We start from the raw sequence: 14,098 nt of genomic DNA, 5'->3' as shown, positions 1-14,098 counted from the left end.
GTTGGATTACGGCCCTTTGGGCCTAATCCAACCTACGCTGAGAACGCAGACAATGTAGGTCGGATTAGGCCCAAAGGGCCGTAATCCGACGCTGACAGCGACATCAGAAAGCGATCTTCTCCCGCTCGCTGATGCCCAGGTTCTTCCAGATGCTGATGCTGGGCTCGACCTGGTTCAACGTGTAGAAATGCAGCCCCGGCGCACCGGCCTTGAGCAGCTTCTCGCACATCTCGGTCACCACTTCCTCGCCGAACTTGCGGATGGAGTCGCTGTCGTCGCCGTAGGCTTCGAGCTGCTTGCGAATCCAGCGCGGAATTTCCGCGCCGCACATGTCGGAGAAACGCACCAGATTGGAGAAATTGACGATGGGCATGATGCCCGGCACCACCGGAATGGTCACGCCCATTTTCTCCAGCCGGTCGATGAAGTAGAAGTAGCTGTCCGCGTTGAAGAAGTATTGCGTAATGGCGCTGTTAGCGCCGGCTTCCACCTTGCGGGCAAAGTTCTTCAGATCATCTTCCGCGCTGCGGGCCTGGGGATGAAACTCCGGGTAGGCCGCCACTTCCAGGTTGAAGTGATCGCCGCTGTGCTCGCGAATGAACGCCACCAGCTCGTTCGCATAGCGAAGCTCGCCGGCGGCCCCCATGCCCGAGGGCATGTCGCCGCGCAGGGCGACGATGCGGTTGATGCCGTTCTCCCGGTACACATCCAGCAGCTCGCCGATCTCGGCGCGGGTACCGCCCACGCAGGACAGGTGAGGCGCCGTGGAAATGCCCTGCTTGTGCAGGTTCAGTACGGTCTCAATGGTGCGGTCCCGGGTGGAGCCGCCCGCGCCGAAGGTCACCGAAAAGAAATCCGGATTGACCTCGGCCAGCTGGTTGCGCACGTTCTGCAGCTTTTCCTTGCCCTGATCGGTCTTGGGCGGGAAAAACTCAAAGCTGAAACGGCGCTTGAACTGCTTCTGGGATTCCATGGTGATACCCGATCAATACTTGTAGCTTTCCGGCTTGTACGGGCCTTCGACCGGTACACCGATGTATTTGGCCTGCTCCGGGGTCATTTTGGTGATCACGCCACCAAAACCTTCCACCATGGCGCGGGCCACTTCCTCGTCCAGCTGCTTCGGCAGTACCTGAACGTAAACACCCTTGGCGCGGGCGTCTTCCGGCAGGTCGGCGAACTTGCGCTCGAACAGATACATCTGGGCCAGCACCTGGTTGGCGAAAGATCCGTCCATGATCCGTGACGGGTGGCCGGTGGCGTTGCCCAGGTTCACCAGGCGACCTTCGGACAGCAGGATCAGGTGGTCGTTAACGCTCTTGTCACGGTACACCACGTGCACCTGCGGTTTGACCTCGTCCCACTCCCAGTTCTTGCGCATGTAGGCGGTGTCGATCTCGTTGTCGAAGTGGCCGATGTTGCACACCACGGCGCCACTCTTGATGGCCTTGAGCATGTTGGCGTCGCACACGTTCATGTTGCCGGTGGTGGTGACCAGCAGGTCGGTGTTCTGCAGCAGGGCCTTGTCGACGCCCGCTTCGGTACCGGTATTGACGCCGTCGAGGTACGGAGACACCACTTCGAAACCGTCCATGCACGCCTGCATGGCACAGATCGGGTCGGCCTCGGTCACTTTCACGATCATGCCTTCCTGGCGCAGGGAAGCGGCAGAGCCCTTGCCCACGTCGCCGTAGCCGATCACCAGCGCTTTCTTACCGGCCAGCAGGTGGTCGGTGGCACGCTTGATGGCGTCGTTCAGGCTGTGGCGACAGCCGTACTTGTTGTCGTTCTTGGACTTGGTCACCGCGTCGTTGACGTTGATGGCCGGCACTTTCAGGGTGCCCTCACGCAGCATTTCCTGCAGGCGGTGAACACCGGTGGTGGTCTCTTCGGTGACACCGTGGCAGTTGGCCAGGATTTCCGGATACTTTTCATGGAGCAGGGCAGTCAGGTCGCCGCCGTCGTCCAGGATCATGTTGGGCTCCCAACCGTCAACATCGGCACCGACGGTGCGTTCGAGGCACCAGTCGTACTCTTCATCGGTTTCGCCTTTCCAGGCGAACACGGGGATGCCCTGCGCGGCGATGGCGGCAGCGGCCTGATCCTGGGTGGAGAAGATGTTGCACGAGGACCAGCGCACGTTCGCGCCCAGTTCCACCAGCGTTTCGATCAGCACGGCGGTCTGGATGGTCATGTGGATGCAGCCCATGATGTTGGCGCCTTTCAGCGGCTGCTCGGCTTTGTACTTCTCGCGCAGCTTGATCAGGGCGGGCATTTCGCCTTCCGCGATGTTGATCTCTTTGCGGCCCCAGTCAGCCAGGGACATATCGCGTACTTTGTAGTCTTCGAAGTTGTTCAGTTTTTCTGCCGGAGTGCTCATTTTGTGCTCCTGTCAGTTTTGGTTGGCCTTGGGAGTTGGTCTCCTGTGGCCTCTTGATTTGGGGGCGACGGGAGCGGGGATTTGCTTTCGCGGAACCGCTACGAGCACATCCATGTGCGCTTCTCTCCGGCCATCCATGGCCTCCGAAATTCCGCGAAAGCAAATCCCCGCTCCCTTGTTCAAACTTTGGACGCATGCGGTCAAGCGATACGCCGCAAAACGTGTTTCAGGCCTCCCGAAGTTCGGACGGGAGATAATCAGTATTCTTCGATCAGCCCTCACCAACTGTGCGAAGCGGTGGTGAGGTACATCCTTCGGGGACTATCTTCGGCCATGGATGGCCGAAGCTAAGCGCCCATGGATGGCTCGAGCGTGTCCCCGAAGGATGTACCTCAGCGCCGCCACCCCAAGGGCAGCGGACCGGGCCAAAACAAGGGTCCAACTCAAAAGTCAGACCCACACACAACAGTCAACTTAGATGCCAGCAGCATCCTTAAGGGCCGCCGCACGATCCGTCTTCTCCCACGGGAACGAAGTGAACGTCTTGCCACCGACGGTCATCTCCTGCGGCTCGCGACCAAAGTGGCCATACGCGGCCGTGGCCCGGTACATCGGGTGCAGCAGGTCGAGCATGTTGGTGATCGCGTACGGGCGCAGGTCGAAGTTATTGCGCACCAGTTCGATGATCTTGTCGTCGCTGATCTTGCCGGTGCCGAAGGTGTTCAGGGAGATGGAGGTGGGCTGAGCCACACCGATGGCGTAGGACACCTGGATCTCGCACTTGTCGGCCAGGCCGGCGGCGACGATGTTCTTGGCGACGTAACGGCCGGCGTAGGCGGCGGAACGGTCAACCTTCGAGGGATCCTTGCCGGAGAACGCACCGCCACCATGGCGGGCCATGCCGCCGTAGGTGTCGACGATGATCTTGCGGCCGGTCAGGCCACAGTCACCAACCGGGCCGCCGATGACGAACTTGCCGGTGGGGTTGATGTGGAACTGGGTGTCCTTGTGCAGCAGCTCTGCCGGCAGGGCGTGCTTGACGATCAGTTCCATCACCGCTTCTTTCAGGTCTTCCTGGGTGACGTCCGGGTCGTGCTGGGTGGACAGAACCACGGCGTCAATGCCGGAAACCTTGCCATTCTCATAACGGCAGGTGACCTGGCTCTTGGCGTCCGGGCGCAGCCACGGCAGCAGGCCGCTCTTGCGAGCTTCGGCCTGACGCTGCACCAGACGGTGCGAGAAGGTGATCGGGGCCGGCATCAGCACGTCGGTCTCATTGCTGGCGTAGCCGAACATCAGGCCCTGGTCGCCGGCGCCCTGGTCTTCCGGCTTCTGGCGGTCAACGCCCTGGGCAATGTCCACCGACTGCTTGCCGATGATGTTGATGATGCCGCAGGTGTCGCCATCGTAGCCCACGTCGGAGGAGGTGTAGCCGATATCCTTGATCACGCCGCGCACCAGGTCTTCCAGGTCTACCCAGGCGCTGGTGGTGATTTCGCCGCCGACAATCGCCACACCGGTTTTAACCATGGTTTCACACGCAACACGGGCGTGGGGGTCTTCGGTCAGGATAGCATCCAGCACCGCGTCGGAAATCTGGTCCGCCAGTTTGTCGGGATGGCCTTCAGAGACCGATTCGGAAGTGAAGATGTTGTAGTCAGCCATTAGCGTGCTCCTCTGTGAGCGTTTCAAATTCAGACCGGTAAGATGCTTTCTTAAAGTGTCTTCCGGTAACCAGTTGGTTGGTTAATGTAAGGATACGTAAAACTACGTATCTGTATATCAAAATTTGTTGATATTGAGATCTTGGTCATTAGCCCTGGCCGCTGCTTTTCCAGAATTCCCGCACCTGAATCTGGAAGCCATTGCGCAACCCGATGAACAGCTGTTCTCCGGCGACCAGCCCGGCGTCAGCGGCCCAGGCGGTCAGTTCTTCGGGCTCGAAGCCCAGCCACAGGTCGCCGCAATTCTCCTTGGCCCAGTCCTGGTCGTGGCTGCACAGGTCACTGACCACCAGGCAGCCGCCGTTGTTCATCAGCGCGGCGGCGTCCAGAAAGATATCCGCCGGGCTGGGCACGTGGTGCAGCACCATATTGGCCACCACCAGATCGAACGCGTCGCCCCGCGCCAGCAGGTTGTCGGTCACCCCTTGGGTGAGGTCAACGTTGTTTAGGCGCTCGTCAATGCAGGTGCGTGTTGCCTTGGCCAGCATGTCACGGCTGTTATCCAGTGCCACCACGTGATCGCACAGTCCGGCCAGGGTCGGCAGGAACGCGCCCTCGCCGGGGCCGATTTCCAGTGCCGTGCGCCAATGGTGCTTGTCCGAACGCTTGCGCAGCAGGTCAGCCACCGGCTCGGCGTAGAGATCAAACGCGGCAATCAGCTCCTGCTGCTCGCGAAACTGCTCCGCGTGTCGGGAGAAAAACGCCTGCGACTGGTCCGCCCGCTGATTGCGAATGGCTTCAATCTTTTGCTTCAGATGCGCCGGCAGGGGCACGCGGTCCACCGCCTCGAAGACCTGGCGAATGGTCTGGTCGGTGAGCTTGTCACTGTCCAGGCTCAGTGGCCGGCGATAGAAGATGGCGTTGCCTTCCCGCTGGGGTTCCAGCAGGCCGGCCTTGTGCATCACCTTGAGGTGGTGGCTCATGCCGGACTGACGCATATCGAACAGCTGGCTCAGCTCTAGCACCCCGAAGGTGTCACGGCGCAGCACGCGCAGGATCTCCAGGCGCAGCGGATCCCCGCTCGCTTTGTAGATCGGGGCCAGGGCGTCCACGGAGGACAGATCGGCGGCGTGTGCGTTCATGGATGTCATGGTGGGCAAGTTTAGGAGGGTTCGGCTGGTCAATCAATAGCCATATCAAAAAATATTGATATAGATTTGGCGTTCTCGGAAGTTGGCCTGTTTCGGGAAACCCGATTTGCTCCGGCACACACTAATCGGCGAAAATACGCGCCTTATTTTTGCGCAGTTCTATTTTTCCCGATAAAGCACTGGAGAAACGTCGATGCCCTCTCGTAAAGATCTCGCCAACGCCATTCGCGCGCTGAGCATGGATGCGGTTCAGAAAGCCAAATCCGGCCACCCGGGTGCGCCCATGGGCATGGCGGATATCGCCGAGGTGCTGTGGAATGATTATCTCAGTCACAATCCGGCCAACCCCCAGTGGGCCAACCGCGACCGCTTTGTGCTTTCCAACGGCCACGGCTCCATGCTGCAGTACTCACTGCTGCACCTGAGCGGCTACGACGTTTCCATCGACGACCTGAAGAATTTCCGTCAGCTGCACTCGAAAACGCCGGGCCACCCGGAATACGGGTACACCCCGGGCGTGGAGACCACCACCGGCCCCCTGGGCCAGGGTTTCGCTAACTCCATTGGTTTTGCCCTTGCGGAAAAAGCGCTGGCGGCACAATTCAACCGACCCGGCCATGACATCGTCGACCACTACACCTACACCTTCCTGGGTGACGGCTGCCTGATGGAAGGCATCTCTCACGAAGTGGCTTCTCTGGCCGGTACCCTGGGTCTGGGTAAGCTGATCTGCTTCTATGACGACAACGGCATCTCCATCGACGGTGAAGTGGAAGGCTGGTTCACCGATGACACCCCGAAGCGTTTCGAATCCTACGGCTGGCAGGTTATTCCTGCGGTCGACGGTCACGACGCCGACGCCATCCGCGCTGCGGTTGAAGCGGCCCGGGCCAACACCGATCAGCCCACCATGATCTGCTGCAAGACCATTATCGGCTTCGGTTCCCCCAACAAGCAGGGCAAGGAAGACTGCCACGGTGCGCCGCTGGGCGATGACGAGATTGCACTGACCCGCGAGCAGCTGGGCTGGTCCCACGGTGCGTTTGAGATCCCTTCTGACATCTACGCCCAGTGGAATGCCAAAGAGAAAGGCGCGGCTGCCGAGCAGGCGTGGGAAGAGAAGTTCGCCGCGTATGAGAAGGCTGAGCCGGAACTGGCGGCCGAGTTCAAGCGCCGCATGGCCGGCGAGCTGCCGTCGGATTTCTCCGAGAAAGCCCAGGCCTACATCCAAGAGTGTCAGGACAAGGGCGAAACCGTTGCCAGCCGCAAGGCCTCCCAGAACACCCTGAACGCCTACGGCCCGCTGCTGCCGGAACTGCTGGGCGGCTCTGCCGACCTGGCCGGCTCCAACCTCACCATCTGGGGCGGCTCCAAAGGCGTCACCAAAGAAGACGCCAGCGGCAACTACATCTATTACGGTGTGCGCGAGTTCGGCATGGCCGCCATTATGAACGGCATCGCCCTGCACGGTGGCTACGTGCCTTACGGCGCCACCTTCCTGATCTTCATGGAGTACTGCCGTAACGCCGTGCGCATGGCGGCATTGATGAAGCAGCGCTCCATCTATGTGTTCACCCACGACTCCATCGGTCTGGGCGAAGACGGCCCCACGCACCAGCCCATCGAACAGCTGGCCAGCCTGCGCACCACCCCGAACATGAGCACCTGGCGCCCGGCCGACACCGTGGAATCCGCAGTGGCCTGGAAAGCCGCGCTGGAGCGCAAAGACGGCCCCACCGCCATGGTCTTCTCCCGCCAGGGCCTGCCGCACCAGCAGCGTGATGCCCAGCAGCTGGCGGATGTGGCCAAAGGCGCCTACGTTCTGTCTGACAGCGAGGGCACCCCGGATCTGATCCTCATTGCCACCGGCTCAGAAGTCGCCCTGGCTCAGGACACCGCCGCCAAGCTGCGGGAGCAGGGCAACAAGGTGCGTGTAGTGTCCATGCCGTCCACCGACACCTTCGACGCCCAGAGCGCCGAGTACAAGCAGAAAGTACTGCCGCTGGACGTCACCAACCGCATCGCCATCGAAGCCGGCATTGCCGACTACTGGTACAAGTATGTGGGCCTGGACGGCCGCGTTGTCGGCATGACCACCTTCGGTGAGTCGGCACCCGCCGGCGAGCTGTTCAAGGAATTCGGCTTCACCGTCGACAACATTCTGGAAGTGGCCGCGGAACTGCTGGACGCCTGATGAGCAACCCGAAGCCTTTTCGCATCGCGATCAACGGGTATGGCCGCATTGGCCAATGTGTGTTGCGCGCGCTCTACGAAAATGGCTTTCGTGACCAGTTGCAGGTGGTGGCCATCAATGAGCTGTCGGACATCGACACCATTGCCCACCTGACCCGCTACGACTCCACCCATGGCCGTTTTCAGGGTGAGATCTCCGTGTCGGGTCAGGACCTGATGGTCAACGGCGACGCCATCCGCGTGCTGCGGCACTCGGACCCGGCGGAGCTGCCCTGGCGTCTGCTGGACGTGGACCTGGTGATGGAGTGCTCCGGCGCCTACTCCGACCGCGCCACCGCAGAAAAGCACATTCAGTCGGGGGCGAAGCGCCTGCTGTTTTCGCAGCCTGCGGAGTCCGATGTGGACCGCACCGTGGTGTTTGGCATCAACGATCAGGACCTGACCGGCGAAGACGCCATCGTGGCGGCCGGCTCCTGCACCACCAATTGCCTGGTGCCGGTGATCAAAGTGCTGGACGAAGCCTTCGGCGTGGAGCAGGGCAGCACCACCACCATCCACGCAGCGATGAACGACCAGCCGGTGATTGATGCCTACCACCACCAGGACCTGCGCCGCACCCGCAGCGCGTTGCACAACATCGTGCCGGTGGACACCGGCCTGGCCAAAGGCATCGAACGGTTGCTGCCCCACATGGAAGGCAAGTTCAGCGCGGTGGCCATGCGCGTGCCCACCATGAACGTTTCGGCCATCGACATGGTGCTCAACGTGCGCAAGGCTACCGACGTCAACACGGTCAACAACCTGTTAGAAGAGGCCGCCAACGGCCCATTAAAGAGCATACTCGGCTACACCGACGAACTGCTGGCCAGCTCCGATTTCAACCACGACGCCCACTCCGGCATCGTGGACGGCGGCCAGACCCGGGTCACCGGGGGTACCATGGTGAAAGTGCTGTGCTGGTTCGATAACGAGTGGGGCTTCGCGAACCGGATGCTCGATGTCAGCAAAAGCTGGTTAACCAAACATTCTTAATCTGAAATTTTGTTGAAGGGACGAACGACATGGCCATTAAAAAAATGACCGACCTGGACCTCGCCGGCAAGCGGGTGCTGATCCGCGAAGACCTGAACGTACCGGTCAAAGACGGCAAAGTCTCCAGCGACGCCCGCATCCGCGCGTCACTGCCGACCATCAAAGCCGCCAAAGACGCCGGCGCCAAAGTCATGCTGATGTCACACCTCGGCCGCCCGGAAGAAGGCGTGTACGACGAAGCCTCCTCCATGAAGCCGGTCGCCGACCACCTCACGAAAGTGCTCGGCCAGGAAGTGCGCCTGATCAAAGACTACCTGAACGGCGTTGAAGTGGCCGATGGCGAGGTGGTCCTGTTCGAGAACGTCCGCTTCAACAAAGGCGAAAAGAAAGACGACGAAGCCCTGGCCAAGCAATACGCCGCTCTGTGCGACGTTTACGTGATGGACGCCTTCGGCACCGCCCACCGCGCCCAGGCCTCCACCCACGGCGTGGCGAAATTCGCCCCCGAAGCCTGCGCCGGCCCGCTGCTGGCCGCCGAGCTCGACGCCCTCGGCAAGGCCCTGGATAACCCGGCCAAACCGGTGGTCGCCATCGTTGGCGGCTCCAAGGTCTCCACCAAGCTGGACGTACTGAACGCATTGGAAAACGTCTGCGACCAGATCATCGTCGGCGGCGGCATCGCCAACACCTTCCTGGCCGCGGCCGGTCACCCGGTCGGCAAATCCCTGTGCGAGCACGACCTGCTCGACACCGCCAAAGACATCGCCAGCCGCGTAGAAATCCCGCTGCCGGTGGACGTCGTGGTCGCCAGCGAATTCGCCGAAACCGCCACCGCCACCACCAAGAACATCTCCGACGTCAGCGACGACGACATGATCCTCGACGTCGGCCCGGAAACCGCCGGCCAGTTCGCCGAGCTGCTGAAGAGCGCCAAAACCATCCTCTGGAACGGCCCCGTCGGTGTGTTCGAGTTTGACCAGTTCGGCAACGGCACCAAAGCCCTGGCGAACGCCATCGCCGAAAGCGACGCCTTCTCCCTCGCGGGTGGTGGTGATACCGTCGCGGCCGTTGACAAGTACGGTGTGGCTGACAAAATCTCTTACATCTCTACCGGCGGCGGCGCGTTCCTGGAGTTCGTGGAAGGCAAAACCCTGCCGGCAGTAGCCGTACTGGAAGAGCGCGGCGAATAAATTTTTGTATGGGCCTGTGTTAAAGCTCGGGTCTTAAGCAGTAAGTCAGAATCGCAAGGAGGGTGGGGTAAGTCTTTCGCGGAATTTCGAAGGCCAAGGATGGCCTGAGAGAAGCGCACATGGGTGAGGCAAGCGTTTATGAAGCGGAGCTTCATCCGCAGCCGAACGACAGCAATCTGTGATTGCTGGCCGGACCCCGCAAGGGGTGCTCGTAGCGGTTCCGCGAAAGACTTGCCCCGCTCTCCGCCGCAGACTCCCAAGTCTGCAACATAACCGAATTAAACTACTCGAAAGACCAACGAAGGAGAAAACCCATGGCCCTGATTTCGATGCGGCAAATGCTGGATCACGCCGCCGAGCATGGTTACGGTGTACCAGCCTTTAACGTCAACAACCTGGAACAGATGCGCGCCATCATGGAAGCCGCCGACAAAACCGACTCCCCGGTGATTGTCCAGGCCTCCGCCGGTGCCCGCAAATACGCCGGCGCCCCGTTCCTGCGTCACCTGATCCTCGCGGCCATCGAAGAATGGCCCCACATCCCGGTGGTTATGCACCAGGACCACGGCACCAGCCCGGCCGTATGCCAGCGCTCCATCCAGCTCGGCTTCAGCTCCGTGATGATGGACGGCTCCCTCGGTGAAGACGGTAAAACCCCGACCGACTACGAATACAACGTCGACGTCACCCGCCGCACCGTTGAAATGGCCCACGCCTGTGGTGTCTCGGTAGAAGGCGAACTGGGTTGCCTCGGCTCCCTGGAAACTGGCCAGGCCGGCGAAGAAGACGGCATCGGCGCCGAAGGCACACTGGATCACAGCCAGATGCTGACCGACCCGGAAGAAGCCGCCGACTTCGTCAAAAAAACCCACGTCGACGCCCTGGCCATCGCCATCGGCACCAGCCACGGCGCCTACAAGTTTACCCGTCCGCCGACCGGTGACATCCTCGCCATCGACCAGATCAAAGCCATCCACGCCCGCATCCCGGACACCCACCTGGTCATGCACGGCTCCAGCTCCGTACCCCAGGAATGGCTGAAGATCATCAACCAATACGGTGGCGAAATCCCGGAAACCTACGGTGTGCCGGTGGAAGAAATCGTGGAAGGCATCAAGCACGGCGTGCGCAAGGTCAACATCGACACCGACCTGCGTCTGGCCAGCACCGGCGCCGTTCGCCGCTTCCTGGCGGAAAACCCGGCCGAGTTCGACCCGCGGAAATTCCTCAAGGAAACCATGAAGGCCATGACCGAAGTGTGCATCGCACGCTACGAAGCCTTCGGTTGTGCCGGCAATGCCAGCAAGATCAAGCCGATCAACCTCGACCGCATGTTCGAGCGTTATGCCGCTGGTGAGCTGGACCCCAAGGTCCGCTGAGGCACCGGCACCAGAAGCCTCCGGAATCTACGGAATTCCCGGAGGCTTTTTTTATCCTTTCTTCGCCAACCGCTCCAGCGCCAACAACGTATCCGCATAATTCACGAACCGGTTCAGATACTCCGGCGACAGCGTCTCCATGGTGGCAATGGCGCGGCTGACCAGCCGGTGGGCGTTCATCGGCCCGGCGTTTTCCGGAGTCTGTTCAATAGCCTGGCGGATGCGCGCGTGCAGGGCCTGATGGCCCCGGTCCGCCTGGGCTCTGGCCATGGCCTTGAGGGGGCGTGGCGAACGGTTGGTTGTAGCAGACTGTGCGGCCTCCCCAGCCTCCTCACCGAAAATGAGTTTCTCCAGGGGGGAAGGGGCGTTTGTTGCGGGCAGTTCCGCTGAGTGGTTCAGAGCATCCAGCAGAAGCTGCAAGGGCGAGCGCTGCCCGGTTTGGCCAGGTTGTTCCTGTTGTTCTGCGTCAGCCTGCTGTTCGGACCTCGCCTGATACTCCGCCACCGCCTGCGCCAGCTTCTGCCAATGGCGAGTGCCCTGCAGTCCTTTCGCCCGCAGCCTGTGCGCCAGAACTTCCAGATACCGGAAACGGATCGGATCCACCTGATCTTTACCCGCCTGCTTCAGGTCAGCGAGCAGCGGGTCAATCGCGTCCGGCTCAGTGACGTCTGTCATTCGTTCCCGTCTCCGCTGCCGGTTTCGGCCGCCATCGCCGGCGCCCGTGGCACGGTGCTGATCTCCACCCGCCGGTTCTGGGCCCGGGATTCGGCATCCACATTGGGCACGGCCGGGTGGTGGGGGCCAAAGGCCGCAGCAAACACCCGGTCTGCAGGCAGGCCCAGTTCCATCAGGGTGCGGGTGACCGTCAATGCCCGCTGGGCCGACAGTCCCCAGTTGTCCCGGTAGCGATTGCCCTGGTGCATGGGCAGGTCATCGGTGAAGCCGCTGACCATGAGCAGCTCATCGTGCTGGTCCAGGTAGGTCTGCAGCGGCGCAACCAGGGATTGCAGCACGGCCACGCCGTCCGCCTGCAGCTGATCCGAGTTCAGCTCGAACAGCACGTTACCGCTGATACCGATGCGGCCATCGCGGAAGGTCACCAGGCCCTTGGTGAGCGGATCTTCCAACGCCTGCTCCAGCGCCATGCGGCGCTCTTCCTCGGCGACCCGCCGTTCCGTTTCCTCCGCCAGGGACTGACTGAGTTCCAGCTGCACGCCGATCACCCACACCAGAATCAGCACCAGAATACCCACCAGCGCCGCCATCAGGTCAGAGAAAATCGCCCAGATCGGTGTGGACTGCTGCTCGCCGCCTTCCAGGTGCTCCATCAGTTGGCTCCGGCAGGCTCTGGCTGGCCTTTGCGCAGGGCGGTGACGGCATCGATAACGTCCTTCTGGGAACTGACCGACAGGTCAATCACCTCGCGGGCCTGCGCCACGTAGTAGGCCAATTGTTCATCGTGCCGGCTGCTGGCGTTATCCATCGCCTTCTGAATGTTGGTCAGGGTTTCCTGCAAACTGCTATTGGAGGTGCTGAATAACTCTACCGCCTGCTGGAAGGCCTCGCTGAGGGCCCCCACCTCCTGGCTGCTGCCGGTAATGTCGTCGCCCAGTTTGCCCAGCTGCTGGCTTTGCTCCTCAATCAGGACGTTGAAACGTTCGCTGATTCCGGTGAGGGTGTCACCGGCGCCGCTGATCAGGGCGTCCACGGCCTGGCGCTGACTGTCGGCGTTGCTGCGCTGGGATTCCAGCAGGCTGTCCAGCTCCTCAACCAGCCGTTGGCGTTCCGCCAGCAACTGGTTCTCCCGCTCGCTGTTGCGGGCGATTTCCTGTTGCAGCTGGCTGATCACTTCGGCGGCGGCTTTCGGGGTTTCCGAGGCCGTTTCAATCAACCGCGTCATGGGCGCTTCCAGGCCCGTGCCCAGCTGGGCCAGGTGGTCGCTTACGGTCTTCTCCAGTTGCGCCAGGCGGTCAGTCGCGGCTTCGCCCCGGGCCGCTTCCTGGTCCCGGAGTGCGGTGAGCTGTTCACTGATTTTGTCGATCAGCGTATCCAGCTTCTCCTGCCAGCGCAGGGCGCTCTGTTCCGACGCCGTCTGTTGGGTCGCAAGGTTCTGCTGCCAGCGTTCTCCAGCCTCCATCGTGGTGGTCCGGAAGGCTTCGGCGATGTCGGTCAATTGCTCTCTGGAGGCAGCAGACCAGCTCCGGTGCAGTTCGCCGGCCTCGTCCCGTAGGCCCGTCATCGCCTTTTCCACAATCGGTTCCACGCGCTCTGCCGCCAGGCGGGTACTGGCGTCCAGAGCCGATTTCAGCGATTGGGCCACGGAATCCGCGAGGGTCTGGTAATGGCTCCCGACGGTGCTGTGGAACTCTTGTTGGTTGCGGGTCAGAGATTGCTCAAGAGTCTGGCCCAGTTGCTCCATGCGGGCGGTCATGGCCGCCATGGCCGACGCCATGTCCGGCAGCGCCCGCGCCTGGGACTCCAGCGCCTGGAACGCCTGCTGGCGCTGGTAGTCGGCGGACAGATGGTGCAGCTTCTGGCGCAGGGTGGTGTCCAGCTGGCGGGACACCTGCAGCCGCTCGCGCCGGCTGAGGGTGGAGGCCAGGCCCAGCATGGCGGAAGCGGCCACACCGGCAATGGAGGTGCCGAAAGCCAGGCTGAGACCGGCAATGGGCGCGGCCAGCGCGCTGCGAATGGCGCTCAGCTCGGTACTGCCGTCGAGCGCCGAGGCGGCGCCGTTGAGCGTGACGATCATGCCGGCAAAGGTGCCGAGCAGCCCCAGCATGACCAGCAAACCGACAAGATAAGGTGTGAGCTGCGGGCTGGGCAAGGCCGCGGAGTGGCCGTCCAGACGCTTCTGTACGGCGAACTGCATCGGCTCCGGCAAGCCGGACAGCCAGCGCTCGATCTGCTCGCGGTTATCCGGGGCGGAGCGCAGGCGCTCGGCCAGTTGGTGTGTCGTGCGCCGGAAGCCGATCAGTTCGGCAAAGCCCAGCCCGTACACCGCTGCAATGATCGCGGTGACGGTCAGTGCCAGCCGGTCGGAACCGAGAAAGCCGTGGCCAATCCAGGCCACCACGGCCAGGCCGAGGGCAAACGCGAGAACAAAGAA

The 14,098-nt window shown here is 61.8% G+C and carries 11 protein-coding genes; 4 read left to right on the top strand and 7 right to left on the bottom strand.

Annotation, left to right across the window (positions count from 1 at the left end):
* Positions 1 to 103: 103 nt before the first annotated feature.
* The 4 genes from metF to DYI22_RS10970 form a co-directional block, all read right to left on the bottom strand.
* A complete protein-coding gene (metF, locus tag DYI22_RS10985; RefSeq protein ID WP_213478095.1) occupies positions 104 to 973 on the bottom strand; it encodes a methylenetetrahydrofolate reductase [NAD(P)H] in 870 nt (289 codons plus the stop codon).
* 12 nt (positions 974 to 985) lie between these two features.
* On the bottom strand, positions 986 to 2,380 hold the full coding sequence (ahcY, locus tag DYI22_RS10980; RefSeq protein WP_213478093.1) for an adenosylhomocysteinase: 1,395 nt from the start codon (positions 2,378 to 2,380) through the stop codon (positions 986 to 988).
* A 474-nt stretch (positions 2,381 to 2,854) separates the two neighbouring features.
* Positions 2,855 to 4,045, bottom strand: a complete 1,191-nt coding sequence (metK, locus tag DYI22_RS10975; protein ID WP_213478092.1) for a methionine adenosyltransferase — start codon at positions 4,043 to 4,045, stop codon at positions 2,855 to 2,857.
* 148 nt (positions 4,046 to 4,193) lie between these two features.
* On the bottom strand, positions 4,194 to 5,195 hold the full coding sequence (locus tag DYI22_RS10970) for a metalloregulator ArsR/SmtB family transcription factor (protein ID WP_213478091.1): 1,002 nt from the start codon (positions 5,193 to 5,195) through the stop codon (positions 4,194 to 4,196).
* A gap of 193 nt (positions 5,196 to 5,388) precedes the next feature.
* On the opposite strand from DYI22_RS10970, the gene tkt reads away from it, so the two are divergent.
* The 4 genes from tkt (at position 5,389) to fba (ending at position 10,989) form a co-directional block, all read left to right on the top strand.
* Positions 5,389 to 7,389, top strand: a complete 2,001-nt coding sequence (gene tkt, locus DYI22_RS10965; protein WP_213478089.1) for a transketolase — start codon at positions 5,389 to 5,391, stop codon at positions 7,387 to 7,389.
* Entirely contained in the window at positions 7,389 to 8,420 is a 1,032-nt protein-coding gene (gene gap, locus DYI22_RS10960) for a type I glyceraldehyde-3-phosphate dehydrogenase (RefSeq protein ID WP_213478088.1), read from the top strand. Before tkt ends, gap begins: the two co-directional genes overlap by 1 nt.
* Positions 8,421 to 8,449: 29 nt before the next feature.
* Positions 8,450 to 9,610: a phosphoglycerate kinase gene (locus DYI22_RS10955; RefSeq protein ID WP_213478087.1), complete on the top strand. Its 1,161-nt coding sequence runs from the start codon at positions 8,450 to 8,452 to the stop codon at positions 9,608 to 9,610.
* A gap of 314 nt (positions 9,611 to 9,924) precedes the next feature.
* On the top strand, positions 9,925 to 10,989 hold the full coding sequence (fba, locus tag DYI22_RS10950) for a class II fructose-bisphosphate aldolase (protein WP_213478086.1): 1,065 nt from the start codon (positions 9,925 to 9,927) through the stop codon (positions 10,987 to 10,989).
* Positions 10,990 to 11,040: 51 nt separating this feature from the next.
* On the opposite strand, the gene DYI22_RS10945 is transcribed toward fba, so the two are convergent.
* From DYI22_RS10945 to DYI22_RS10935, 3 genes are read right to left on the bottom strand one after another with little or no spacing between them, the layout of a single operon-like run.
* Positions 11,041 to 11,664 carry a DUF2894 domain-containing protein gene (locus tag DYI22_RS10945; RefSeq protein WP_213478085.1) on the bottom strand — a complete coding sequence of 208 codons (624 nt, stop codon included), beginning with the start codon at positions 11,662 to 11,664 and terminating at the stop codon, positions 11,041 to 11,043.
* Positions 11,661 to 12,317, bottom strand: a complete 657-nt coding sequence (locus DYI22_RS10940) for an OmpA family protein (RefSeq protein WP_213478083.1) — start codon at positions 12,315 to 12,317, stop codon at positions 11,661 to 11,663. The genes DYI22_RS10945 and DYI22_RS10940 overlap by 4 nt, the downstream gene beginning before the upstream one ends.
* On the bottom strand, positions 12,317 to 14,062 hold the full coding sequence (locus DYI22_RS10935; RefSeq protein WP_416234596.1) for a DUF802 domain-containing protein: 1,746 nt from the start codon (positions 14,060 to 14,062) through the stop codon (positions 12,317 to 12,319). Before DYI22_RS10935 ends, DYI22_RS10940 begins: the two co-directional genes overlap by 1 nt.
* Between the last annotated feature and the right edge of the window lie 36 nt (positions 14,063 to 14,098).

The sequence above is a fragment of the Marinobacter lipolyticus genome (assembly GCF_018424605.1).
Taxonomy (GTDB): domain Bacteria; phylum Pseudomonadota; class Gammaproteobacteria; order Pseudomonadales; family Oleiphilaceae; genus Marinobacter; species Marinobacter lipolyticus_B.
Note: the sequence above shows the minus strand (reverse complement) of the source record. Positions and strands in the feature narration are given on the sequence as shown.

What these genes read in the sequence shown, in the direction of transcription:
- metF (WP_213478095.1), bottom strand. Translation starts at nt 973, where the DNA reads ATGGAATCCCAGAAGCAGTTCAAGCGCCGTTTCAGCTTTGAGTTTTTC.
- ahcY (WP_213478093.1), bottom strand. Translation starts at nt 2,380, where the DNA reads ATGAGCACTCCGGCAGAAAAACTGAACAACTTCGAAGACTACAAAGTA.
- metK (WP_213478092.1), bottom strand. Translation starts at nt 4,045, where the DNA reads ATGGCTGACTACAACATCTTCACTTCCGAATCGGTCTCTGAAGGCCAT.
- DYI22_RS10970 (WP_213478091.1), bottom strand. Translation starts at nt 5,195, where the DNA reads ATGACATCCATGAACGCACACGCCGCCGATCTGTCCTCCGTGGACGCC.
- tkt (WP_213478089.1), top strand. Translation starts at nt 5,389, where the DNA reads ATGCCCTCTCGTAAAGATCTCGCCAACGCCATTCGCGCGCTGAGCATG.
- gap (WP_213478088.1), top strand. Translation starts at nt 7,389, where the DNA reads ATGAGCAACCCGAAGCCTTTTCGCATCGCGATCAACGGGTATGGCCGC.
- DYI22_RS10955 (WP_213478087.1), top strand. Translation starts at nt 8,450, where the DNA reads ATGGCCATTAAAAAAATGACCGACCTGGACCTCGCCGGCAAGCGGGTG.
- fba (WP_213478086.1), top strand. Translation starts at nt 9,925, where the DNA reads ATGGCCCTGATTTCGATGCGGCAAATGCTGGATCACGCCGCCGAGCAT.
- DYI22_RS10945 (WP_213478085.1), bottom strand. Translation starts at nt 11,664, where the DNA reads ATGACAGACGTCACTGAGCCGGACGCGATTGACCCGCTGCTCGCTGAC.
- DYI22_RS10940 (WP_213478083.1), bottom strand. Translation starts at nt 12,317, where the DNA reads ATGGAGCACCTGGAAGGCGGCGAGCAGCAGTCCACACCGATCTGGGCG.